This is a genomic window from Bacillus sp. ISL-78 (assembly GCF_018613455.1).
GTDB classification, from domain to species: domain Bacteria; phylum Bacillota; class Bacilli; order Bacillales; family DSM-1321; genus Peribacillus; species Peribacillus frigoritolerans.
Genome location: NZ_JAGGQC010000004.1, coordinates 40,855 through 62,874, shown reverse-complemented (window position 1 = coordinate 62,874; position 22,020 = coordinate 40,855). Strand labels below are relative to the sequence as shown.

27 protein-coding genes are annotated in these 22,020 nt (G+C 43.0%); 9 read left to right on the top strand and 18 right to left on the bottom strand.

What is annotated here, in order from left to right:
• Positions 1-9: 9 nt before the first annotated feature.
• The 4 genes from argS to speE all read right to left on the bottom strand — a co-directional run bounded on the left by argS (position 10) and on the right by speE (position 4,106).
• Positions 10-1,680 carry an arginine--tRNA ligase gene (argS, locus tag J7I96_RS05825; RefSeq protein WP_214772390.1) on the bottom strand — a complete coding sequence of 557 codons (1,671 nt, stop codon included), beginning with the start codon at positions 1,678-1,680 and terminating at the stop codon, positions 10-12.
• A 3-nt stretch (positions 1,681-1,683) separates the two neighbouring features.
• Positions 1,684-2,124 (bottom strand): YwiB family protein, encoded by a 441-nt coding sequence (locus J7I96_RS05820; RefSeq protein ID WP_214772392.1) that lies wholly within the window; start codon positions 2,122-2,124, stop codon positions 1,684-1,686.
• A 261-nt stretch (positions 2,125-2,385) separates the two neighbouring features.
• Complete coding sequence (gene speB / locus J7I96_RS05815; protein ID WP_034315888.1) at positions 2,386-3,264, bottom strand: agmatinase; 879 nt, start codon at positions 3,262-3,264, stop codon at positions 2,386-2,388.
• 14 nt (positions 3,265-3,278) lie between these two features.
• Positions 3,279-4,106 (bottom strand): spermidine synthase, encoded by an 828-nt coding sequence (gene speE / locus J7I96_RS05810; RefSeq protein ID WP_034315891.1) that lies wholly within the window; start codon positions 4,104-4,106, stop codon positions 3,279-3,281.
• 207 nt (positions 4,107-4,313) lie between these two features.
• Here speE and J7I96_RS05805 point away from each other — a divergent pair, with 207 nt between their 5' ends.
• Positions 4,314-6,383 (top strand): transglycosylase domain-containing protein, encoded by a 2,070-nt coding sequence (locus J7I96_RS05805; RefSeq protein ID WP_214772394.1) that lies wholly within the window; start codon positions 4,314-4,316, stop codon positions 6,381-6,383.
• A gap of 150 nt (positions 6,384-6,533) precedes the next feature.
• Here J7I96_RS05805 and J7I96_RS05800 read toward each other — a convergent pair whose 3' ends face one another.
• Together J7I96_RS05800 and J7I96_RS05795 are read right to left on the bottom strand one after the other, a co-directional pair.
• Positions 6,534-7,043 carry a YwhD family protein gene (locus J7I96_RS05800; RefSeq protein ID WP_054398584.1) on the bottom strand — a complete coding sequence of 170 codons (510 nt, stop codon included), beginning with the start codon at positions 7,041-7,043 and terminating at the stop codon, positions 6,534-6,536.
• A 41-nt stretch (positions 7,044-7,084) separates the two neighbouring features.
• Positions 7,085-7,759 carry a site-2 protease family protein gene (locus J7I96_RS05795; protein ID WP_214772396.1) on the bottom strand — a complete coding sequence of 225 codons (675 nt, stop codon included), beginning with the start codon at positions 7,757-7,759 and terminating at the stop codon, positions 7,085-7,087.
• A 139-nt stretch (positions 7,760-7,898) separates the two neighbouring features.
• Here J7I96_RS05795 and J7I96_RS05790 point away from each other — a divergent pair, with 139 nt between their 5' ends.
• Positions 7,899-8,084 (top strand): 2-hydroxymuconate tautomerase, encoded by a 186-nt coding sequence (locus J7I96_RS05790; protein WP_034315897.1) that lies wholly within the window; start codon positions 7,899-7,901, stop codon positions 8,082-8,084.
• Between the two features lie 29 nt (positions 8,085-8,113).
• On the opposite strand, the gene J7I96_RS05785 is transcribed toward J7I96_RS05790, so the two are convergent.
• The 3 genes from J7I96_RS05785 to J7I96_RS05775 all read right to left on the bottom strand — a co-directional run bounded on the left by J7I96_RS05785 (position 8,114) and on the right by J7I96_RS05775 (position 10,420).
• Positions 8,114-8,623: a YwgA family protein gene (locus J7I96_RS05785; protein WP_214772397.1), complete on the bottom strand. Its 510-nt coding sequence runs from the start codon at positions 8,621-8,623 to the stop codon at positions 8,114-8,116.
• A 32-nt stretch (positions 8,624-8,655) separates the two neighbouring features.
• Positions 8,656-9,963 (bottom strand): HD domain-containing protein, encoded by a 1,308-nt coding sequence (locus J7I96_RS05780; RefSeq protein WP_214772398.1) that lies wholly within the window; start codon positions 9,961-9,963, stop codon positions 8,656-8,658.
• A 235-nt stretch (positions 9,964-10,198) separates the two neighbouring features.
• A complete protein-coding gene (locus tag J7I96_RS05775) occupies positions 10,199-10,420 on the bottom strand; it encodes a YuzB family protein (RefSeq protein ID WP_048683566.1) in 222 nt (73 codons plus the stop codon).
• A gap of 270 nt (positions 10,421-10,690) precedes the next feature.
• Here J7I96_RS05775 and J7I96_RS05770 point away from each other — a divergent pair, with 270 nt between their 5' ends.
• On the top strand, positions 10,691-11,437 hold the full coding sequence (locus J7I96_RS05770; RefSeq protein ID WP_214772399.1) for an RsfA family transcriptional regulator: 747 nt from the start codon (positions 10,691-10,693) through the stop codon (positions 11,435-11,437).
• A 232-nt stretch (positions 11,438-11,669) separates the two neighbouring features.
• On the opposite strand, the gene lipL is transcribed toward J7I96_RS05770, so the two are convergent.
• Together lipL and pta are read right to left on the bottom strand one after the other, a co-directional pair.
• Positions 11,670-12,518, bottom strand: a complete 849-nt coding sequence (gene lipL, locus J7I96_RS05765) for an octanoyl-[GcvH]:protein N-octanoyltransferase (RefSeq protein ID WP_214922147.1) — start codon at positions 12,516-12,518, stop codon at positions 11,670-11,672.
• Positions 12,519-12,552: 34 nt separating this feature from the next.
• Positions 12,553-13,539, bottom strand: a complete 987-nt coding sequence (gene pta / locus J7I96_RS05760; RefSeq protein ID WP_214772401.1) for a phosphate acetyltransferase — start codon at positions 13,537-13,539, stop codon at positions 12,553-12,555.
• A 240-nt stretch (positions 13,540-13,779) separates the two neighbouring features.
• Between pta and hemQ the strand changes: the two genes are divergently transcribed.
• The 3 genes from hemQ (at position 13,780) to J7I96_RS05745 (ending at position 15,764) form a co-directional block, all read left to right on the top strand.
• Complete coding sequence (hemQ, locus tag J7I96_RS05755) at positions 13,780-14,529, top strand: hydrogen peroxide-dependent heme synthase (RefSeq protein WP_053536913.1); 750 nt, start codon at positions 13,780-13,782, stop codon at positions 14,527-14,529.
• Between the two features lie 415 nt (positions 14,530-14,944).
• Complete coding sequence (gene gerQ, locus J7I96_RS05750; protein WP_214772402.1) at positions 14,945-15,460, top strand: spore coat protein GerQ; 516 nt, start codon at positions 14,945-14,947, stop codon at positions 15,458-15,460.
• Positions 15,411-15,764: a hypothetical protein gene (locus tag J7I96_RS05745; RefSeq protein WP_214922258.1), complete on the top strand. Its 354-nt coding sequence runs from the start codon at positions 15,411-15,413 to the stop codon at positions 15,762-15,764. Before gerQ ends, J7I96_RS05745 begins: the two co-directional genes overlap by 50 nt.
• A gap of 2 nt (positions 15,765-15,766) precedes the next feature.
• Here J7I96_RS05745 and J7I96_RS05740 read toward each other — a convergent pair whose 3' ends face one another.
• The 3 genes from J7I96_RS05740 to J7I96_RS05730 all read right to left on the bottom strand — a co-directional run bounded on the left by J7I96_RS05740 (position 15,767) and on the right by J7I96_RS05730 (position 17,367).
• The gene (locus J7I96_RS05740) at positions 15,767-16,135 is read right to left on the bottom strand and encodes a DUF423 domain-containing protein (protein ID WP_053536916.1); all 369 of its coding nucleotides are present in this window, start codon (positions 16,133-16,135) and stop codon (positions 15,767-15,769) included.
• A 23-nt stretch (positions 16,136-16,158) separates the two neighbouring features.
• On the bottom strand, positions 16,159-16,416 hold the full coding sequence (locus tag J7I96_RS05735) for a YwdI family protein (protein ID WP_053536917.1): 258 nt from the start codon (positions 16,414-16,416) through the stop codon (positions 16,159-16,161).
• Between the two features lie 270 nt (positions 16,417-16,686).
• Entirely contained in the window at positions 16,687-17,367 is a 681-nt protein-coding gene (locus J7I96_RS05730; RefSeq protein WP_214772404.1) for a uracil-DNA glycosylase, read from the bottom strand.
• Between the two features lie 152 nt (positions 17,368-17,519).
• On the opposite strand from J7I96_RS05730, the gene J7I96_RS27890 reads away from it, so the two are divergent.
• The 3 genes from J7I96_RS27890 to J7I96_RS05720 all read left to right on the top strand — a co-directional run bounded on the left by J7I96_RS27890 (position 17,520) and on the right by J7I96_RS05720 (position 19,436).
• Positions 17,520-17,657 carry a hypothetical protein gene (locus J7I96_RS27890; RefSeq protein ID WP_251029102.1) on the top strand — a complete coding sequence of 46 codons (138 nt, stop codon included), beginning with the start codon at positions 17,520-17,522 and terminating at the stop codon, positions 17,655-17,657.
• Between the two features lie 129 nt (positions 17,658-17,786).
• Entirely contained in the window at positions 17,787-18,953 is a 1,167-nt protein-coding gene (locus J7I96_RS05725; protein ID WP_251029101.1) for a phospholipase D-like domain-containing protein, read from the top strand.
• Between the two features lie 135 nt (positions 18,954-19,088).
• Positions 19,089-19,436, top strand: a complete 348-nt coding sequence (locus tag J7I96_RS05720) for a YflT domain-containing protein (protein WP_192207294.1) — start codon at positions 19,089-19,091, stop codon at positions 19,434-19,436.
• 76 nt (positions 19,437-19,512) lie between these two features.
• On the opposite strand, the gene J7I96_RS05715 is transcribed toward J7I96_RS05720, so the two are convergent.
• Genes J7I96_RS05715 through mobA form a run of 4 tightly spaced genes read right to left on the bottom strand, consistent with a single transcriptional unit; the run spans position 19,513 to position 21,870 of the window.
• The gene (locus J7I96_RS05715; RefSeq protein WP_214772406.1) at positions 19,513-20,532 is read right to left on the bottom strand and encodes a MoeB/ThiF family adenylyltransferase; all 1,020 of its coding nucleotides are present in this window, start codon (positions 20,530-20,532) and stop codon (positions 19,513-19,515) included.
• Between the two features lie 24 nt (positions 20,533-20,556).
• Entirely contained in the window at positions 20,557-20,790 is a 234-nt protein-coding gene (gene moaD / locus J7I96_RS05710) for a molybdopterin converting factor subunit 1 (RefSeq protein ID WP_214772407.1), read from the bottom strand.
• Positions 20,783-21,247 carry a molybdenum cofactor biosynthesis protein MoaE gene (locus tag J7I96_RS05705; protein ID WP_214772408.1) on the bottom strand — a complete coding sequence of 155 codons (465 nt, stop codon included), beginning with the start codon at positions 21,245-21,247 and terminating at the stop codon, positions 20,783-20,785. Before J7I96_RS05705 ends, moaD begins: the two co-directional genes overlap by 8 nt.
• 2 nt (positions 21,248-21,249) lie before the next feature.
• Positions 21,250-21,870 (bottom strand): molybdenum cofactor guanylyltransferase, encoded by a 621-nt coding sequence (gene mobA / locus J7I96_RS05700; protein WP_214772410.1) that lies wholly within the window; start codon positions 21,868-21,870, stop codon positions 21,250-21,252.
• Positions 21,871-22,020: the final 150 nt, after the last annotated feature.

Sequence of the window (22,020 nt, the reverse complement as noted above, 5' to 3'; positions counted from 1 at the left end):
TTTTTTCCATTACATTTTTTCCGGTGCCGAAACCCCGATGATGGCCAATGCATTCTTTAACGTAATTTGGACAGATTTGACCAGTCCAAGTCGCGCCTTACTTCTTTCCATTTCTTCAACATCCAGAACCTTATCTGCATTGTAGAAACTGTGGAATGTAGAAGCCAGGTCGAATATATAATTCGTCATACGGTGAGGCATCCGTTTTTCGGCTGCTTCCGCTATTGCCTGCGGGAATTCTCCTAATTTCTTCAAAAGCTCCACTTCTTTTTCAGTTGCTAGGGCAGAGAAATCAGTGACTCCTTCATAGCTGATCCCTTGTTCCACACCTTGGCGTAAAATGCTGGAAATACGGGCGTGGGCATACTGTGCATAATAAACCGGGTTTTCATTGGATTGTGATACTGCAAGATCCAAATCGAAATCCATATGGGTATCCGCACTTCTCATTGCAAAGAAATAACGTGTTGCATCCAGACCCACTTCATCAGTCAGGTCACGCATCGTAACTGCTTTACCGGTACGTTTACTCATCTTCATTTTCTCGCCATCCTTGTACAGGTGAACAAGCTGGATGATTTCCACTTCAAGCTGATCGCGGTTATACCCTAATGCTTCGATCGCCGCTTTCATGCGAGGTATATACCCGTGGTGGTCTGCACCCCAGATATTGATCAGCGTTTCAAAGCCACGCTCCAATTTATTACGGTGATAGGCAATATCCGGTGTCAAATATGTGTAAGATCCATCCTGCTTAATAAGCACCCGGTCTTTATCATCGCCTAATTCCGTAGAGCGGAACCATGTAGCCCCATCTTCCTCGTAAACATGGCCCCTTTCCCTCAACACTTTAAGTGCTTCATCAATTTTACCGTCTTGATAGAGGGATGTTTCGGAGTACCATACATCAAATCCGACACGGAAATTACCCAAGTCCGTTTTCAGTTTTTCCATTTCATATTTCAAGCCGTACTCACGGAAAAATTCAAAACGTTCCTTCTCATCGGCATTTACATATTCATCCCCATATTCACTTGCAAGCGTCTTACCGATGCCAATGATATCTTCGCCATGATAACCGCCCTCAGGCATATCCTTTTCGAGGCCAAGCGCCTGGAAATAACGGGCTTCTATGGAAATGGCCAAATTATTGATTTGGTTTCCAGCATCATTGATATAGTATTCACGTGAAACATCATAACCTGCTTTAGAGAGGATATTACATAGCGTATCACCTACTGCTGCACCACGGGCATGACCAAGATGGAGATCACCGGTCGGGTTTGCGGAAACGAACTCCACTTGGATTTTTTCGCCTTTACCAAAGTCACTTTCCCCATATGCTTCATCCACTTTCAAAATGACAGGAACCAATTCCGTCAAATAGGCATTATTCATGTAGAAATTGATAAAACCCGGTCCTGCTATTTCAATTTTTTCGATGGATGCTTTTGAGTTGTCAAAGTTTTCGATGATTGCCTCTGCTATCATCTTTGGCGCTTTCTTTGCAATCTTCGTTAATTGCATGGCCATATTCGTGGAATAATCTCCGTGTGTCTTATCTCTTGGCAGCTCCAATACAACATTCGGAATTTGCTCTTCCGTTGCTAAACCAGCTTTAATGACTGCCGCTTTAATCTCTTCTTTCAGTTTTTCCTGTACCTCATTAACTATATTCATGTGTTATGTTTCCTCCTTGTAGGAAATAGTCATCTCATATTGACCGGGTTCGCTTCCCTGCATATGTAACGTATATTTAAGGACAAGTTTCCCTTGTTTGGACTGCTCATCCCATTGATGATGGATCTTCTTCGCGGTCGTCCGTAATCCTAACCTGCCATAGATACTTTCGTAATGCCCATTTGTCGCTTCCTGCAGGCGGAAAAGCTGCCTCATTTTAATGGCACCATTTCTAAGCAGGATCGTTTCATCCGGTTTGTGCTTGATGGTCGTTTGTGTTTGACCGGTTTCATTTTCCTCTTTATATTGCAAATATAAATCTGCACCTTTATACATTTTTGTACCAAATGTGACCAGCTCATACGTTTCCGTTTCTGGACCATGCTTGATTTTTGTCTGTAAAGTCACTTTAATAGCATGCTTATCTATATCATGAAGAGTCAAAGCTACACTTCCTTCATCATGTCGTTCTTAACTTTATAAGTATAAATATTCTTCAAGGAAGTTTCAACTTGGAGCGGAAAATAAAGTGTTAATCCAAAATTGTGAGGATAATCTGTCGAAATCATGTTGTTGCAATCCATTTGATTTTAACGCAATAATGACTCATTGGGCGGAAATATTCAAAAAGAGCCTCAATTCTTATCCATGGATAAAAAAAGACCATTCCCGCTAAAAAAACAGGAACAGTCAAGTCTTCCATCATTAACCTTTTTGAACCCACCCTAGAATCATTTCGCGAATCAGCTTGCTCGCCGTATTCGCAGTTTGCTCGGATGGATCATAGATCGGTGCCACTTCTACTAAATCGCAGCCGACCACATTAATTTCAGACCGTGCTATCTCATGAATCGAAGCTAAAAGCTCTTTGGAAGTGATGCCTCCGCAATCTACGGTGCCTGTTCCCGGCGCGTGCGCAGGGTCAAGAACATCGATGTCGATCGTCACATATACAGGACGGCCAGCTAACTGCGGCAGTACTTCTTTCAAAGGTTCAAGTACTTCAAATTTAGAGATGTGCATGCCATTTTCTTTTGCCCATTGGAATTCTTCCTTCAGACCGGAACGAATGCCGAAAGAGTATACATTTTTCGGGCCGATAAGTTCTGCGGATTTACGGATGATGGACGCATGGGAAAGCGGCTCTCCCTCATAATCCTCACGTAAATCTGTATGGGCATCCATATGGATGATGGCCATATCGGGATACTTTTTGAACATGGCTTTGATGACAGGCCATGTGACAAGATGTTCCCCTCCCATACCCATTGGGAACTTACCTGCATCCAACAAGCTGTCGACAAATTTTTCAATCATATCGATACTGCGCTGCGGATTGCCGAATGGTAATGGAATATCCCCGGCATCAAAGAATTTAACTTCCTCTAATTCACGATCTAAATACGGGCTGTACTCTTCCAAACCAATCGAAACTTCACGAATCCGGGTAGGGCCGAAGCGGGAACCCGGACGGAAACTTACCGTCCAGTCCATCGGCATGCCGTATAGCACAGCTTCAGATTCCTCAAAAACAGGGTGGCTTTTAATGAATACATTGCCTGAATAGGCTTCATCGAATTTCATGGTCCATGCCTCCCTTATTTCACTAAATCTTGAACGAATTTAGGCAGAACGAATGCTGCTTTATGAAGTTCTTTTGTATAATACTTCGTTTCCATTTCATGGAAACGGTCTTCAGTCACTTCTAACGGATTATATTTTTTCGATCCGATCGTGAACGCCCAAAGGCCGCTTGGATACGTCGGGATATTCGCTAAATACAGGCTCGTGATTGGGAATATCTCTTTCACATCACGTTGTACATCGCGAATCAAGTCCGCTTTAAACCAAGGGTTGTCGGATTGTGCCACAAAAATCCCGTCTTCTTTCAAAGCTTTGGAAATCCCGGCATAAAAACCTTTTGTGAATAAATTGACAGCAGGTCCGACAGGTTCAGTTGAGTCAACCATGATCACGTCATATTCATTTTCACTTTTGGCGATGTGCATGAAGCCATCCCCAACTTGTACGTCTACACGCGGATCTTCAAGCATGCCTGCAATTTCCGGCAGGTACTTCTTTGAGTATTCGATGACTTTCCCATCGATATCCACCAATGTAGCTTTTTTTACGCTTGGGTGTTTAAGGATTTCACGGATAACTCCTCCGTCCCCTCCACCTACAACCAAAACGTTTTCTGGATTAGGATGGGTAAATAAAGGAACATGGGCTACCATTTCATGGTAAACGAATTCATCGCGCTGTGAAGTCATTACCATGTCATCCAGCAATAGCATATTGCCCCACTCTTCCGTTTCAATCATATCAAGCTTTTGAAACTCAGTTTGCTCCGTATGTAAAGTACGATTCACTTTCATCGTAATACCAAAGTTCTCTGTTTGTTTTTCAGTAAACCAAATGCTCATTTATTAACGCTCCTTTTCCATTTCATATTGTCAGTCACCTTATAGGTTCCCCAAAATCGGTATAGTCATTAGCTAGAAAAATTATAGACGAATCTAGCAGAATTGCAAGATAAATTTCTTAAATGCAGTTCTTATGTTTAAAATTTTCTTTTTTTTCCATAATAGTAATAGATACTAGATTCTTACCTGATAAGAGAGGTGAAAGCAATGGAATTGATTCCAAGCGAACGATTTAAAAGGACAACTAAATATGTACGGGCCTTCATCATCCTTGCCACAATCGGGCTGACAATACTCTTTGTATTGCTTCTCTCTTTACTGATTTATGCAAAAATATTAGGTCCGCCTCCTTTGGTCGTGCCGCAGTCCACTCTCTATTATAGTGATGATGGAAACGTGATCGGTGAAACAGATAATGGCCAGAAGCGTTATTGGGCCGGAATGGAGTCGATTTCACCACAGCTCATCAAAGCGACTGTCGCCGTTGAGGACCGCCAATTTTACACACATTATGGATTTGATATAAAGCGGATCGGCGGTGCCATCCTTGCCGATATTAAGGCAATGTCCAAGGTCCAGGGAGCAAGCACCATTACCCAGCAGTATGCCCGGAACCTGTTTCTTGGGCATGACAAAACGTGGTCGCGTAAACTTAATGAGGCCTTTTATACGATACGTTTAGAAATGAACTACTCCAAAAAGGAAATTCTAGAAGGCTATTTAAATACGATTTACTATGGCCATGGCGCATATGGAGCCCAAGCTGCAAGTCAATATTACTTTGGCAAGGATGCCAAGGATCTGACTCTTCCTGAAGCGAGCATGCTGGCCGGAATACCAAAAGGGCCGTCAAACTATTCTCCATTGGATAACTTTGAAAAAGCGAAATCCAGGCAGAAAGTTGTCCTGCAATCCATGAAAAGCAAAAACTACGTTTCAGACAAGGATATCGCGGAAGCGCTGCGAACATCCCTTACATTAAAAGGGGAACACGGAACGGTCACCAAGAAGACCGCTCCCTATTTCCAGGATGCCGTCAAGCAGGCTTTAAAATCTCAGCTTCATTTAGATGACCGGACGATCGAGCTCGGCGGCCTTAAGGTGTATACGACACTGGACGAAACCCAGCAGGATGCTGCCGAAGAGGTCCTTTCCAGTACCGTACCCAAGTCTTCAGGCATTCAAGCCTCGATAGTGGCAATGGATCCGGATACCGGGGAGGTCCGTGCACTGGTCGGCGGTAAAGATTATTCCGAGTCGCCATTCAATCGGGCCACACAGGCCGTTCGCCAGCCTGGTTCAACCATGAAGCCATTGCTATACTATTCAGCGCTGGAGAATGGTTTCACACCGTCCACCACCTTAAAAAGCGAGACAACTACATTTTCTTTCGATGGTGGTCACTCATCTTACACACCGCATAATTACAACCATCAATATGCGGAAGGCGAAATCACGATGGCTCAGGCCATTGCTCTTTCCGATAATATCTTCGCCGTAAAAACACATTTGTTCCTTGGGGAACAGTCATTGGTCGATACGGCGCGTCGATTCGGAATCACGGCAAAGATGGATGCGGTCCCTTCCCTGGCACTCGGTACGTCAGGTGTTAGGGCGATTGAAATGGTGAACGCATACAGCATTCTGGCTAACGGCGGCAAGAAGGTTGAACCCGTGTTTATCAAAAAGGTGGAAAATCAAAAAGGTGAAGTGATTTTTAATGAAAAGGAGAAACCGGAACAGATTCTGGATAAGGACAAGGCATTTGTCATGACCCAGATGCTTACAGGTGTTTTCGATGAAACGTTAAATGGTTATACGAAAGTGACCGGCAGCACCATCAGTTCCAAGCTGACCCGCCCATATGCCGGCAAATCAGGCTCCACCCCGACGGATAGCTGGATGATCGGTTACACACCCGAGCTTGTAGCAGGAGTATGGACTGGATATGATCAAGGCAAAAAGATCGAAATCCCTGCCGAAAAAGGCTATGCAAAAAAAATCTGGGCTTCCTATATGGAAAAGGGTCTAAAAGGTAAACCGGCAAAATCATTTAAGGAAACCGAAAACGTAATCGGGGTAAACGTGAATCCCGTAAGCGGAAAATTGGCCACAAAAGATTGTCCCGTCTCAAGAATGACTTATTATGTTAAAGGAACCGAGCCTGTCGAATACTGTGCCGAGCACTTTAAGGGTGAGAATCCGAAACATGCCCCAAAAGAAGAAGAACATAAAAAGGCCCCGTGGTACAAGAAAGTCTTAAAACCTTGGGGATAACGAAAAACCCCCGAAGCCTGCAGCGGCTTCGGGGGTTTTTCTGTCCTAGTTCCACAGTGACTAAACTGCTGTCTTTAAGTTTACTGATTTTATCGCTTTCCTACAAGTGCATTTTTCACTAAACTTAACATTTCATCCATCAAACGAGATTCAAACCGTCAATGACTCCTTCAGCTGATCTGAAGAACGCTCCCACATTCCCGCATCATGGTTTTTCAGAAAGTCTGCAAGCACACGTTTTGATTTATCGTCCATGTCCTCAACGATGATCTTTCGTTTTAGCGATTTATCCATCCGGTTAACATGCTCCGGGAGCGATTTGTAACCGCGTCTGATTGATCTGTCGACCGTCATTTCACATGCTGTCACACCTGCATAGTGCGGACCATTTTGAGTGGCCTCAATGGTCACCCAAACAAGCCAGTAAGGTTTGGCATTCGGGACTTCCTCTTTAGTCTTTAAAAACTTGATCCCTTTTTCCACAGCACTCCTTGCATGCATCGCACCGATATCGACCTCTGCTTCACCTGCATCCACATCGATGATGACCGGAGAAATATTATCGAGCGTCAATACCCCTGCCCCATATCCGCCATGGCCTTCTGTCGGGTCATTTTTTATAATATTGAAGCCTACCTTTTTCTTTGGTTGTTCTTCCATGTTCATATCCCCCTTCATCGTTTGTCATTCCTTATTATTGGTTAAAAAAACAAAAGTGAAAAAATTTGACTCAAGATTTCTCCCACAAACTTAGTACCAGTATCCAAAATCGGGCTGATTGTATATTGACTCAGCGGTGTGATGATCAAAATCAAAAAAATAAGGGAACCATATTGTTCATACTGGGTCATTTTTGCCCGCAAGTCTACTGAAACAAGATCCTGAACGATCCTATAACCATCGAGCGGCGGCAGCGGTAACAGATTAAATACAAATAGAAGGACATTTAAATTTATAAGTATATTTAAGAAGGGCTCGACGAAAAACGGTAACTCAGGTCCAACGCCTGCCGCCAGCAACCCGTAAAAAATCAAATACCCCAAAATTGCAACAAGCAAATTACTGAACGGACCGGCAAAAGAGACGAGCACTCCTGCCAATTTTGGGTTCTTGAAATGAAAACGATTGACAGGTACAGGTCTCGCCCAACCAAATCCGGCTATTAATATCAGCAACGTCCCGATCGGATCCAAGTGGGAAATCGGATTCAATGTGACTCTTCCCTCATTTTTTGCAGTCGGGTCACCGAACTTATAGGCCACATAAGCATGGGAAAATTCATGAACCGTAAATGCGATCAACAGTGACACAATGACATATGGAAGTTCTTCCAAACTATAAGCCAAAAACGGTTCTATTTGCTCAAAAAATTGCATCGATAGCTTCTCCCCCATTGTTTATTACCGTTAGTATACATCAAAAGTTCAAGAAGTGAAAAAACTCTGACTTCCGTGTCTTGCAATTCTTTTTCCATTGTGAAACACTACAAGATAAGAGAGGAAGGGGGGAAAAGAGATGCCATATGTAACAGTCAAAATGCTTGAAGGCCGTACAGACGAACAAAAAAAGGCTTTAGTCGAAAAGGTGACTGCAGCCGTGACGGAAACAACTGGAGCACCAGCTGAAGCCGTGACGATTTTCATTGAAGAAATGTCAAAAAACCATTTAGCAGTAGCCGGTGTCCGTAAAAGCGATCTATAAGATTTACATAATGGGGAAAAGCTAAGCCATCAATTCGGCTTAGCTTTTGTTTTTAACTGCTCAATATATTCATATGCCTCATCGATTTCTTCAAGGGTATATTTTTGTTTGCTTTTCAGCGTGAAAATTTTCTCGGTGACTTCCTCTTTTTCAAGCGTGTCGAAGTATAGCACCGTTGAAACCAGCTCCAAAAACCTGGCATTCTGTCCGTTCATATCCTGTAAGCATGCCTCAAGTGCCGGCATCTCCACTTCCTGTATGGATAGGAAATCCCTGCCGGCATCCGTTATCGAATAACAATATTGATAATAGCCTGCTTTTTTTTCCCTTACTTCATTCAAGTAGCCCATTTCGCAGAGCTCTTCAATCCGTAAGGTCAACTCCTCCGAATACGGTCCATAAAAGTGAAACTGAAACTTTTCATGAAATGGGAAGGACAGCTTCTTCGCGATATAAACGATTTTTTGTAACTTTTTCCGACCCGAGATTTCACCGGCAGTAGAAATTGCATTGATAATGTTTGCATGATCCTTAAACAAGGCCCGTCACTCCTCACCAAAAATGTACCACTTTAATCCGATAGCTCCAAAAGCTTGCGGATCTGTTTTTTAATATTTTTCTTCGTAGATTCATCACGCAATAAATCCGCTGGATAATACAACTTATGATCCGTTCTTCTTTTCCCTGAAATTGCATCGACAATTTCGGATTCACGTGATAATTCACGAATTTCGCCATTATTTTTAAGCAAGTGAATCGGAAGTCTCTCCTCTTCCTCACCTGGCCGGTAAAAATCATACGGCAGATCTGATGAGGAATCGACGACAAGATAATAATCCGGATCGATGCCTGCCTTCTTGAATAGCGTCCTTAGTTCCATCAATCTGTTCATTTGACTATTCGACGGATGGAATTCCACATATTTAAATAGTTTACGGTTAACGAAGCGAGTGCATAAATCTTTTAAAATCGCATCGTTTTCCTCTTCCCATGCTTCGAAATAATAGAGCATCACCGATTCATCCATTTTCAAATAGTCCGTTAAAGTCACTTCTCCCTTGAACAATGAATAAAAATGGTGCGGTTCTTGCGCAAACTCATAACCGGATTCATATAAATGTTTTGCCCTATGCAGGATCTTGGTAAGTATGACCTCCGCACTTCTCGTAACCGGATGGAAATAAACCTGCCAATACATTTGGTAGCGACTCATGATATAATCCTCAACCGCATGCATCCCGCTCTGCTTTATTACGGCATGTTCTTCCCTTGGCCTCATCACACGCAAAAGCCTTTCCATATCGAAATGTCCATAACTCACGCCAGTGAAATAAGCATCACGCTGTAAATAGTCCATTCTATCAGCATCGATCTGACTTGAAATCAGGCTGACTACTAATTTGCCTTTATAGGTTTTCGCGATGACTTCTGCCACTTTTTTTGGAAAATCACGCCCAACTCTAAGGAGGATCTTATTCACTTCCGTATCGCCTATGATTATCTGCTGCGTGAATTGCTCATGATCCAGATCAAACACTTTTTCAAAAGAATGAGAGAAAGGACCATGACCCAAATCATGCAGGAGGGCTGCGCACAAGGATAGTAACCGCTCCTCCGGTTTCCATTCCGGCCTGCCCTCGAAAACATCATCCACGATTCTCCGGACAATCTCGTATACTCCAAGCGAATGGCTAAGCCGACTATGTTCCGCACCATGAAAGGTTAAATAAGTCGTTCCCAGCTGTTTGATCCTACGAAGCCGCTGAAATTCCTTCGTCCCTATTAAATCCCATATAACCCGGTCACGAACATGTATATATCGGTGCACCGGATCCTTGAATACTTTTTCTTCTTGTAATTTTTCGCCGGAATATCCCATGAACTACCCTCTTTTTCATAATCTCGATGCACTCATTATAGCGTATTTTGACAAAAAACCCTAACTTCCACCTTGCTAGTAAGAGGTGGAATTTTGTAAGAAAACGGAAGTTCCGGTCTGGTTTTGTCTCGAAAATAAGGAAATAAAAAATCACCGCAGTGTGTCGAATCTGGGTGATGATTACTGGTTCCATATATCATAAGAAACAATCCACTCTACCTATATATCATGGATCCTACTTTAGTTTTTTATTGATTTTATCTAGTAACTCGTCTTCTGTCGGTGCAGCAACCGGACGGTTATTGACAAAGGCAAAAGACTTCTTTCTGCCAGGACCGCAGTAGGATTGGCAGCCCACTTCAATTTTCGCGTCGGGATCAAGCTTTTCAAGACGCGGGATCAATGTTTTTATGTTTACCGCCAAGCAGTCATCGCACACTCTGAATTCATTGGACATCCTCCGGTCACCATCCTTTCCATGACAAACTGTATTTCATCCATTTATATGACTAAAGGGTATTTTACCGTTTCTACTTATGAATATCAAGAGGGCTGAATGATGTGAAAAATGACGTAATTAATCAAAAAACTAGTATCCTTTTAACCTTTTTGTATAAAAAATCCATATTTTGTCCAAAATGCTAGTAGAACACTCCATAAATCACTGCCACACGATATTTTATATAGTTATTTATTTTAAAAGTTACCAGAAAGGGAGTATGTAGAAATGAAGGTTCGTCAAGACGCCTGGACAGAAGAAGATGATTTGCTTTTGGCAGAAACGGTGTTGCGCCATGTGCGGGAAGGCAGCACTCAGCTTAATGCTTTTGAAGAGGTAGGAGATAAGTTGAATCGCACTTCTGCAGCGTGCGGATTCCGCTGGAATGCAGTTGTCCGCCATAATTATGATAAAGCGCTATCCCTTGCCAAGAAACAGCGTAAGCAGCGGCAAAGGATCCTTGGAAAAGATCAAGGAGGAAAAAAACGGCTTCTTTATACACCGCCGTCCCCAACGATTTCCGACATAATGGTTCCCCATGTGCAAGAAGAGGAACTAGAGTTGAAATCCGAAGTCGATACTACCAATTATGAAGCAGCAGAGGAATTCGTTGTGGCAGAAGCCCTCGCTCCTAGGTCACAGCACACACCAGTTATTTTGGAAACGGCCATGAGCCTTGATACCGTCATCGCCTATTTAGAATCCATGAACGGCCGCATGCTTCAAGCCGAAGTATTAAAAACCGAAAATGAAAGATTGAAGCTTGAAATTAAAGGGCTGAAAAAGCGAAACGAAGAATTGGAGAATAAAATCAGCCACCTAGAACAAAACAGCGGCTTGATGCAGGAAGATTATGAAACTTTGATGAATATCATGAATCGGGCAAGAAAACTGGTCTTGTTAGAGGAAGAGGAACGTCCGGCAACTAAGTTCAAGATGGACCGGAATGGCAATTTGGAAAAAATGGCCGAGTAATAAGATAATGTGGGGTTCTGTTATATAGTTCAACCACATGCCAGGGGCCGTTTCATCCCTATTTATCCGAAAAAGGGAGCCAACAAGGCTCTTTTTTTCATTGTTTCAAGAAAGAAGGAATACTATCTCCGCCTATCATACAGTCCTTTTACAGTTTCAGTGAATGCTAAAGTCGTATTAAATATTAAATGAAAGAAGCCATTCCTGACTTAATGGAACGGCTTCTTTCAGATCAATCCTTTAATGCATCGAATACTTTATCATTGCGTTCGACCACTCTCGTCAAGTACGCCTCATACAACGGCCATTCCTCAGCGGAAAGTGTGTCAGAGAATATCCTTTCGCTATGTTCCTTCAATACTTGAAGGAATCTGAGCATCACGTCTTGAACACGCAATTGCACACCCAACAATTCGGTTAGGGATGCCATTACCGAAGGGACGATATCAGGATAAGCGAATTTGGTTTCTGCATTTCCTTTAGCTGCATCATAAAAACCCTTCACGAGACTGGCACGTTCAGCCCCGCTTCCATTGACACACAAATAGATTTGCACCGCTACGCCATTGCGGATCCTGCGTTGGGATATACCGGCAAACTTTTGCCCATTTATACTTAAATCATAACTGCCGGGACAATAGGAACCGACGATTTCCCGCGCCTCCATCTTGACTGGGAAATCGGAAAACATCAATTGGACAAGCTTCCACATCGCATCATATCCACGATTGATTTCAATTTTCTGCTCGTTTTCAGGAAAAATGAGCGAAAAATTAAGGACCCCCTCATCCAGGACGACTGCAAGCCCTCCGGAATTCCTCACGATGGCCCGGAAACCATGTTCCTCCAAATGTTCCAAGCCCTTTTTAAGAAAAGGCAACTTCGTATCCTGTATACCCATGACGATGGTTCGGTGGTGTACCCACGCCCTGGCTACGGCCGCTGATTTACCTGACCCAACGGAAGCGCAAAATGTATCATCCATCGCAAAGGACTCCAGAGCAGGAAACTGAGGCCCAACGGAAGATTGATCAATAATCCTCCACTCTTGCTGCATTAATAATGAATCTGTCTCACCCATACGAATCTCCCTCTACATTTAATCCTCAAGCTGCCTATTGATACTGCGCCACAAATCCCTGTGCCGCTGTAATGACAGCCAGTTTATATACATCCTCTTCACTGCATCCCCTCGAAAGATCGTTCACCGGACGATTCAGCCCCTGAAGGATCGGACCGACCGCTTCGAAGCCACCCAAGCGCTGCACCATCTTATAGCTAATGTTCCCAGCTTCGAGACTTGGGAAAATAAAAACATTGGCATCCCCCTGAATAAGGGAATCCGGTGCTTTCTTCCTTGCCACAGAAGGAACGAAGGCTGCGTCAAACTGAAATTCCCCATCAAGAATGACTTCAGGGTCCATTTCTTTTGCCAAATCGACGGCATCAACCACTTTTAAGGTCTCGGGGGATGTTGCCGAACCCTTTGTCGAAAAGCTCAGCATCGCCACGCGCGGTTCGATATCGAACATTAATGCAGTCTTCGCACTTTCTATAGCAATTTCAGCCAGGTCCTGGGAACTTGGGTTTATATTGATCGCACAATCCGCGAATACATATTTCTCTTCCTCCCGGACCATGATGAACACTCCCGAGGTTTTTTGGACGCCTGGCTTTGTTTTAATGATCTTTAAGGCTGGACGAACCGTATCGGCAGTCGAATGCGTTGCGCCACTAACCATTCCATGTGCCAGTTTCATATGGACGAGCATGGTTCCAAAATAGTTCTCATCCATTAAGGTTTCACGTGCTTGTACATCGGTCGCTTTACCATCACGGACCTTCACAAACGCTTCAACCATTTCATCCATCATGATATAATTCTTCGGATCATATATTTCGATTGCATCAAGGGAGATCTTTAAGTCTTTTGCCTTCTCTTGAATCAACCCGATATCCCCGATCAATACCGGTGTCACCAGTTTAGCTTGGGCAAGCCTGCCTGCTGCTCCCAAAATCCGTTCATCCAACCCTTCCGGAAAAACGATCTTTAAATTATGCCCCATAATTTTCGATTCCAATATTTCAAATAAATCACTCATTGGCTCTTCCTCCTTTTTAGATACGTTTCCCCCATTTTTTCTATATTTAACCATCCGGTAAAATCCATTGTCGTCTTCTTTTAAGAATACTCCAGCAGTCAGGTAAATTCCAGCCCTCCGCAAATTTGAAAATTACAGAAACACCGAAAAACAGTGATGGTGTTTGCGGGTTGATATAAATTTCCTTATACTGAAACTATGCTATATTAAAAGTTATAATAAGACTTAGGAGTGATTGTAATGAGTGAAGCAGCACAAACACTGGACGGCTGGTATTGTTTACATGATTTCCGCCTGATCGACTGGGCTTCTTGGAAAACGTTATCAAGTGACGAACGCCAATTGGCCATCTCGGAATTCCAAGGTTTACTGGATAAATGGAATATGACTCAAAGCGACAATGAAGGCAGCCATGCCCTATATTCCATCGTTGGTCAGAAAGCGGACTTCATGCTCATGTTTGCCCGTCCGACCATGGAAGAATTGAATGCAATCGAAAACGAATTCAACAAAACGAAGCTTGCCGAATATACAATTCCCGCTTATTCATACGTTTCGGTCGTGGAATTAAGCAATTACTTAGCTGGCGGAGATGGTGAGGACCCATACCAGAACCCTCATGTTCGTTCCAGACTTTATCCGATACTGCCAAAAGCGAAACATGTATGCTTCTATCCAATGGACAAGCGTCGTGATGGCGATGATAACTGGTATATGCTTTCCATGGAAGAGCGCAAAGGCTTAATGCGTTCCCACGGCTTGATTGGCCGCAGTTATGCGGGTAAAGTAAAACAAATCATTTCAGGTTCTGTCGGTTTTGACGATTATGAATGGGGCGTGACTCTATTCGCAGATGATGTCCTTCAATTCAAAAAATTAATCTATGAAATGCGTTTTGATGAAGTGAGTGCACGCTACGCTGCATTTGGCTCTTTCTTTGTAGGCAATATCCTGCCTGAAGAAAATGTATCTTCATTCCTATACGTTTAAGACGAAGGGCTTCCGGTTTCCGGAGGCTTTTTTTCCGTCCGCCCCTTTTTATTTTTTCCCCGGCTGTGGAATAAATCCAATCCCCATCCCATACATTTTCAATAGTGATGAATTTATTTTTTCACAGTCCCATTCAGCTTCAGGAAAATTGATCAAGGCAATTCCTGACTCCAGCGAGGTGAAGGAACGTTACTTCTATTCATTAGCCGGCAAGAGGATATGGCTTTTATCATGAACGGCAGCCGTTATGTATCGCTTAACATTCATTGTGGTTTTTTAAGCCACCCGGGGATTGTCCAGAAAACATATACAATACTACCGGTCGCTATAAATCGCACTGTTTCTCCCAGTCCACACTCTCGGATTATCCAAATTCCACAGCATCAACTAAACCTTGAATTCAGGAGGGAATGCAATGTCACAAAATAATCCTTATGGTAATTACCCGTACGGAGGAAGCCCTTATTACCCCTATGAAAGTAATGAGCCTGAACTAAGGCAGCAGAATCCTAACCAGCAGCAGGGTTACCCGCAGCAAGGATACCAACAACCGCCATACCAGCCACAACAGCCCACTATGGCCGGCACGCCACAACAAATGCCGATGCAGGTGAGTCCAGCCACTTCCGGACCGCAGATACCTGGCATGCTTCCGGTCGAACAATCATACATCGAGAACATCTTGCGTTTGAATAAAGGGAAATTAGCCACTGTTTATACAACGTTTGAAAACAACAAGGAATGGAATGCCAAGATCTTCAAAGGAATCATCGAGGCTGCAGGACGCGATCACTTAATCATAAGCGATCCTCAAACGGGAAAACGATACTTAATCCCGATGGTATACTTAGATTATATAACGTTTGATGAGGAAATCGAATATGAATATCCATTCGGGGGCGCTGGGCTTACCACCTATTCCCCAAGGTGAAGGAAATTCAATAAAGAAGAGCCTCGGAATCCATTTGATTCCGAGGCTCTTCTTATATTGGCATGACTTTTTCCAAAAAGATCGATCAGCTCAGTTTGTAGAGGTTCGGAAAACATTCCACCTTCAACTCATCAGGTATGGTTTCTATCTATATGTAATAACAAAGTTGATTGGAGAAAAAGGTGCGAGCCCGCCTCTGGATAAGCGAGTGCCTGCAGCGGTAATGTCCGTGCAAATTGTACAATCCATAAAAAAAACTGCAGGCAAACTCGATTTCTTCGAATTTGTCTACAGCCTCAGCTGACCTTACAAGTATTTATACGCAGCAATGATCATTAAGACCCAAGCAACCAAGAAAGAAACTCCGCCAAGCGGTGTGATGGCACCAAGGACTTTGATTTGCGTAACGCTTAGAACGAATAGGCTTCCGGAAAATAGGATAATTCCTATTAGCATAAGCCAGCCGGACCAGTTGATCAGCGGACTATCAATTTTCCCAGCCAATAAACCGAGCACCAATAAACCCACCGCGTGGAACATTTGATATTGAACAGCGGTTTGCCAAGTTTCCAAATATTTATCAGGAATTTTCCCTTCCAGTCCGTGCGCACCGAATGCACCAAGTGCCACTGCAATAAACCCATTCAATGCACCTAATATGATGAACAGTTTCAATTATTTCGCTCCCCTTCCCTAATTTAAAAATCGAACAAGGACTCCCCATTGGCCTCATCCATTTTAACCGGTTCTACATTCGGTGTAGCCGACATGACGGGCTGGGTCAATGTGATTGGCTTCTGTATGCTGATGTTCGCAGCTTTTTCATCAACCATCACTTCACAAAGGGACTTAATGGCCATAACATACCCTTGCACCTTATCCTCTGAATTTGCCTGTTTCGCTTTTAAAACAAGCTCTTCGATTTTATCCAACATTTGTCTTGATGAAATATCCAACTTTACCACCTCGTCTATATACAGGTCAAAACTATCATAACTAGCATAGCAAAAATCAGAGAAGAAAACACCTTGCATATTTCCTACCTTTTAATTGGCTTTGCTTGGAATTTCAAGCATGGCTCTCCTGAAGAACGAAAGACATCAAGAGAAGGCTGGTTTGATGTTTTGAATTGAAAAGCACGGCAGCCTTTTGGAAAACTCAGATCCCAAGTTATATAGAAATGACGGCACGCCATACAATTCACCCGTTTCGTTCTATTGCCGATATCATCGGTTCGGGATTTTCCAATCAATTGGAGATTCCCCCATTTCCATCAGCAATTGATTTGTTTTGGAAAATGGTTTGGTGCCAAAGAAACCACGGGATGCCGACAGCGGACTCGGATGTACGGACTTAATGATTTTGTGGCGGGCTTCATCAATCAAAGGGATTTTGGTTTGAGCAGGTTTCCCCCACAGGATGAATACAACCGGTTTCGGGCGGTCATTCAATAGGCGGATAATTTGATTCGTAAAGATTTCCCATCCTTTTCCGCGGTGTGAGTGCGCCTCTCCCTCACGGACAGTCAAGACGGTATTCAATAGAAGCACTCCCTGTTTTGCCCATTCGACCAGGTAACCATTATCCGGTACATCATAGCCAAGATCGGTGTGTAATTCTTTAAAGATATTTCTTAATGAGGGCGGGATGCGCACCTCCGGCTTAACTGAAAAACTAAGGCCATGTGCCTGACCCTCGCCATGGTAAGGGTCCTGTCCAAGGATGACAACCTTTACATCTTCAAAAGGAGTATAGTGAAGCGCATTGAAAATATCGTCCTGATCCGGATGAATGACTTGCTGACTGTACTCTTGCTTTATGAATTCCCATAGCTCCTGGTAATATTCTTTTTTGAACTCCTCTTTCAATAGAGGCCACCAATCATTTGTTAAAAACTGCTTTGCCATCTGCCACAGCCCCTCTCCGCTTTTTGAAACTATATTATATCAAACTTCATCGCCTTGCCTTTTTCCATAGATTACGATTTATGTTTCTATATACCCCAAAAAGGGGAAAATAGAAAGTTAGCAAGCAAATTAACCATGTTGGAGGCTTTCCTATGAAAAAGTGGTACAAAAGAAAACGATTTTATCTGCTTGTCAGCTTTTTGACCGTCATTGCAATCGTCATTGCCTATAACAGCTACAAGCCGCTTCCCGATGGCATTTCTTATGAAGGGAAAGTTCATCATGTCTAGGATATCGATTTCATCTATGACCTTTCCTATCACGATGAACAAGGGAATCTGCAACATGAGCAGCGAATTTTCCAAACCATAAATCAAGCCATAGAAGAGGCTGATTCTTATATCGTAATCGATATGTTTTTGTTTAATGCTTTTTATGATGAAAAGATAAACTTCCCGAAGTTAACCGAGACGCTGAAGGATAATCTGGTTGAACAGAAGAAAAAGAAACCTGACCTCCAGATTATATTCATTACTGATGAAGTGAATACTTCCTATAATGCCTACCAGTTAGAGGCATTGGAAACGATGAAGAAAAATGGAATTGATGTCATTGTTACCAACTTGGACCGCCTCCGGGATCCGAATCCTCTCTATTCAGGTGTGTATCGGACCTTTTTCCAATGGTTCGGTGAAAACGGGAAAGGCTGGATCGTCAATCCAATGGCTAAAAGCGCACCAAAGGTCACCTTGCGTTCTTATCTTAGACTGATGAATATCAAAGCCAATCACAGAAAAGTGGTCGCGACTGAAAAAACGGCCATCATCTCATCTGCCAATCCTCATGACGCAAGTGGATTCCATTCCAATATTGCCTTCCAGATGGACGGGAATATAATCGGCGATTTCGTTAAAGCCGAGGAAGCCGCTTCGAAATTCTCGGGAGGACCAAGGTCATTTCCTGATTTCAAGGAGAAATCAGCAGATAAAGGGCCAATATCGGTACAACTGCTAACGGAAGGAAAAATCAATAAACATGTCCTAAAGGCAATTAAGGATGCCGAAAATGGTGACAAGATCCATCTTGCCATGTTCTACATTGCCGATCGCGAGGTTGTCGAGGCATTAACGGATGCAGCTAAACGGGGTGTGAAGATTGAAATGATATTGGATCCGAATCAAAACGCATTCGGAAGCGAAAAAATCGGGCTGCCCAATCTTCCGGTTGCCGCCGAATTCGAAAAACTGGGGGATGAAAACATCTCGATCCGCTGGTATAAAACAGCTAAAGAACAGTTCCATACAAAATTGATGATGATCCAAAAAGCTAATGAAACGGTCATTCTTGGAGGATCGGCTAATTATACTTCACGAAATCTAGATGACTATAACCTTGAAGCGAATGTTGAAATCCATGCTCCAAATGATGGGGACGTTTCCAAGGATGTCGACAGCTATTTCCATAGACTTTGGACAAATCAAAACGGAACATACACGGTGGATTACAGTGAATACCAAAAGAAACTGCCTGTCTTCAAATACTTGACCTACCGCATACAGAAGGTATTCCGCTTCACCACTTACTAAATATTTTCTGATATAAATGTTTAACAGGGCCCAATTGAGGTTATATACTACTATAGCCAATCAACAACTGTAATAAGCAAGATTCCATTTACCTATATTCAAGAAAATCTTAATAAAATTCAAGGAGGAGTTTATATGTATCAAGTACATGTAGTAGAAAACGGTTTACAAGCAAAGGAAAAAATCGATGAATTAGTTACGTCAGGTTATACGAAAGACGATGTATATTTGTTTGCCCATGATAAAACCCGTTCTAAACACCTTACCGAGAATACAAATACAGAAGATGTAGGCATGAAGGAACAAGGTTTCCTTGATACCGTCGGAAATCTCTTTAAATCTCGCGGAGATGAACTTCGTAATCGAATGAGCAACCTTGGCCTTAGTGATATGGAGGCAGAACGTTACGAGGAAGTACTTGACGAAGGAAAAGTAGTCATCGTTGCTTCCAAACAAGATAACAAAGACGGGGTCACACACTAAAACCCGTACCATTACCCTATATGGATTCATAAAAAAGCGAGGACCCAAAACCTGGGGCCTCGTTTTTTTATGATCATTATCCCAGGATGCTTTGGTACGCGGCCTTTGCATGGACCATATCCTTCGTACCGTGAATCAACGCCCGGCCATCCTTGAAAATGACGATACGTTCCCCAGCTTTTTCACAGGAGAGAAGAAATGGATTGAATTTCACCAAATAACCGCTGCCGTCCAGATCTTTGGCTAATTTTTCGAGTTGCAGTTCCAGAGGTTTTGGCGGTCTTACCTGTACAGTGTCCCTCCCGCAAAGAACAGCCGTTTTCGTTGCATTTTCCATTGTTAAAAAGGGGTATGTCCTTTGCTCTCCGCATGAGAGACAATCTCTCTTTTTCGCTTTTGTCAATTTAACGGTTTGGTATTGATTTCTCCACAGATCAAAAGAAACAAGTGCAGGCCGTACCGATTCCCAATCTTCAACAAGGATTTTCAAAGCCTCGGCAGTTTGGTGTGCCACTACCATCGTAACAGCCGGTGATATGATCCCTCCTGTGTCACAGGTCATTCCTTGAATCGGGATCGCTTTAAGCAAACAGTGCAAACATGGAGTCTGCCCGGGAAGGATCGTCAAAGTCATGCCCACGCTCCCCACACAAGCTCCATAAATCCACGGAATATGAAGCTTTTGTGATAAATCATTAATAATCATCCGTGTCTCAAAGTTGTCGGTTGCATCCAATATCAAATCAACATCACCAAGCAGCTGTTCGAGATTCTGGGCAGTTGCGTCCATGATGATCGCATTCACCTCAACTTCATGATTGATATCCAATAAATGACGCTTTGCCGCCTCTGCTTTTGGCAGTTTCTCCGCGACATCCCGTTCCGTATACATTTGTTGGCGCTGTAAATTACTGGTCTCGACATAATCCCTGTCGACAATGGTAAGCTTCCCTACTCCTGCACGAGTAAGGGCCTCGGCATTAGCAGATCCCAAAGCCCCTGCACCAAGAAGCAAGACATGCTTGTTCATAATCTTCAATTGGCCCCCTTCACCAACGGGTGCGAATAAAGTCTGCCTTGAATATCGCTCTTTCACCGTGATCCCTCCCTTCCGGATCCTTCACCCTCCACTTACTGGCGGAATGAAAGCAACTGTATCTCCATCAGATAAAATCGTGTCATCATCGGCAAATTCCTCATTGACCGCTGTCATCACGGTTTCAAGACCTTCCAATTTAAAATCCACCTTCATCTTTGCTTTTAGCTGGGCAACACTCACTCCATTTCCTTCTATTGAAACAGTCTCTTTGCCTAGCTCATCTTTCAAATGGGCAAATAAAAGTACATTAATCATCAATATCCCCCTCTTCCGGTTTCCCTGATGGATATGGAACGGTTTCCAACTGGTTTCCTACCCATGTCTCCCCATCTTCCCAGTGTTCTTTTTTCCAAATCGGGACGATTTCTTTAATTCTTTCGATCGCAAACCTATTCGCCTCATATGCATCATTTCTGTGCGGCGTACTAACGGCAATAACCACTGCGATATCCGTGATTTCAAGTTTACCTACACGATGGGTGATCGCCGTTTCTGCATCAGGCCAACGCTCCTTGATCTCAGATCCGATTTGCTCCAATTTCTTGATGGCCATCGGTACATACGCTTCGTAAATTAGGAAGAGGGTCTTTTTTCCTTCCGTCATTTCCCTCACTGTACCAATAAAGGTCGTGACGGCACCTGCATTTCGACTGACTACTTTATCAATCACTTCCTGGATGACAATCGGCTCTTTTGAAATATTATAATTCATGTCTACCATCCTTTATATAATTCAGTTTGATCAATATAATCTGCCTTTTGATAATCTTCCCTCGTATTCATATTGAAAAAAAGGTAGTGAAATTGTTCAGGATTCTCGCGATATAACGTAAAGTCGGTTTCTTTCATGATTTTCACCGAGATCTTTTCCAAGAATAGGCTCATTTTTAATTCATGCTTTAATAAACACTCCGTCAGTACAGGAAGACACCTTTTATGGTAAACCGCAAAAAGCGGCTGGAGCCTGCCATTTATTTCTGGAATGACAGCATCGAATCCAGGTTCATAATGGGTAATGATTTCCTTGATGGCAGCTGCACTCACAAACGGCATATCGCACGCTGCAAGGAACTGAAGCTCCGTTTTCGATGAGGTCAGCCCTGCATGCAATCCGCCAAGAGGTCCTTGATCTTTATGTAAATCCGGAATGAGCGGAAGTTGCAGAAAATGATATTCTTCAAATGTATTCGTAATGACCATAATGTTTTCTGACACCTTTTTCAATTCGGATGCCACTCTTGAAATGTTCACAATGCCGCCTACGGTCAAAAGTGCCTTATTCACTCCCATACGGCTTGATTTCCCGCCAGCTAAAAGCAACATGGTCCATTCCATAGAAATCAACCTCCCTTTTTGGGTTTAATCCAGCATCGAACGGAAAAGCTATACTAAATGTGTCTCCACTATATTTAAATATATTAAATCAAATTTGAAAATAATGACACTTTCACAACCTTTGCTTTGTCCATCAAAAGATGGAAGTAG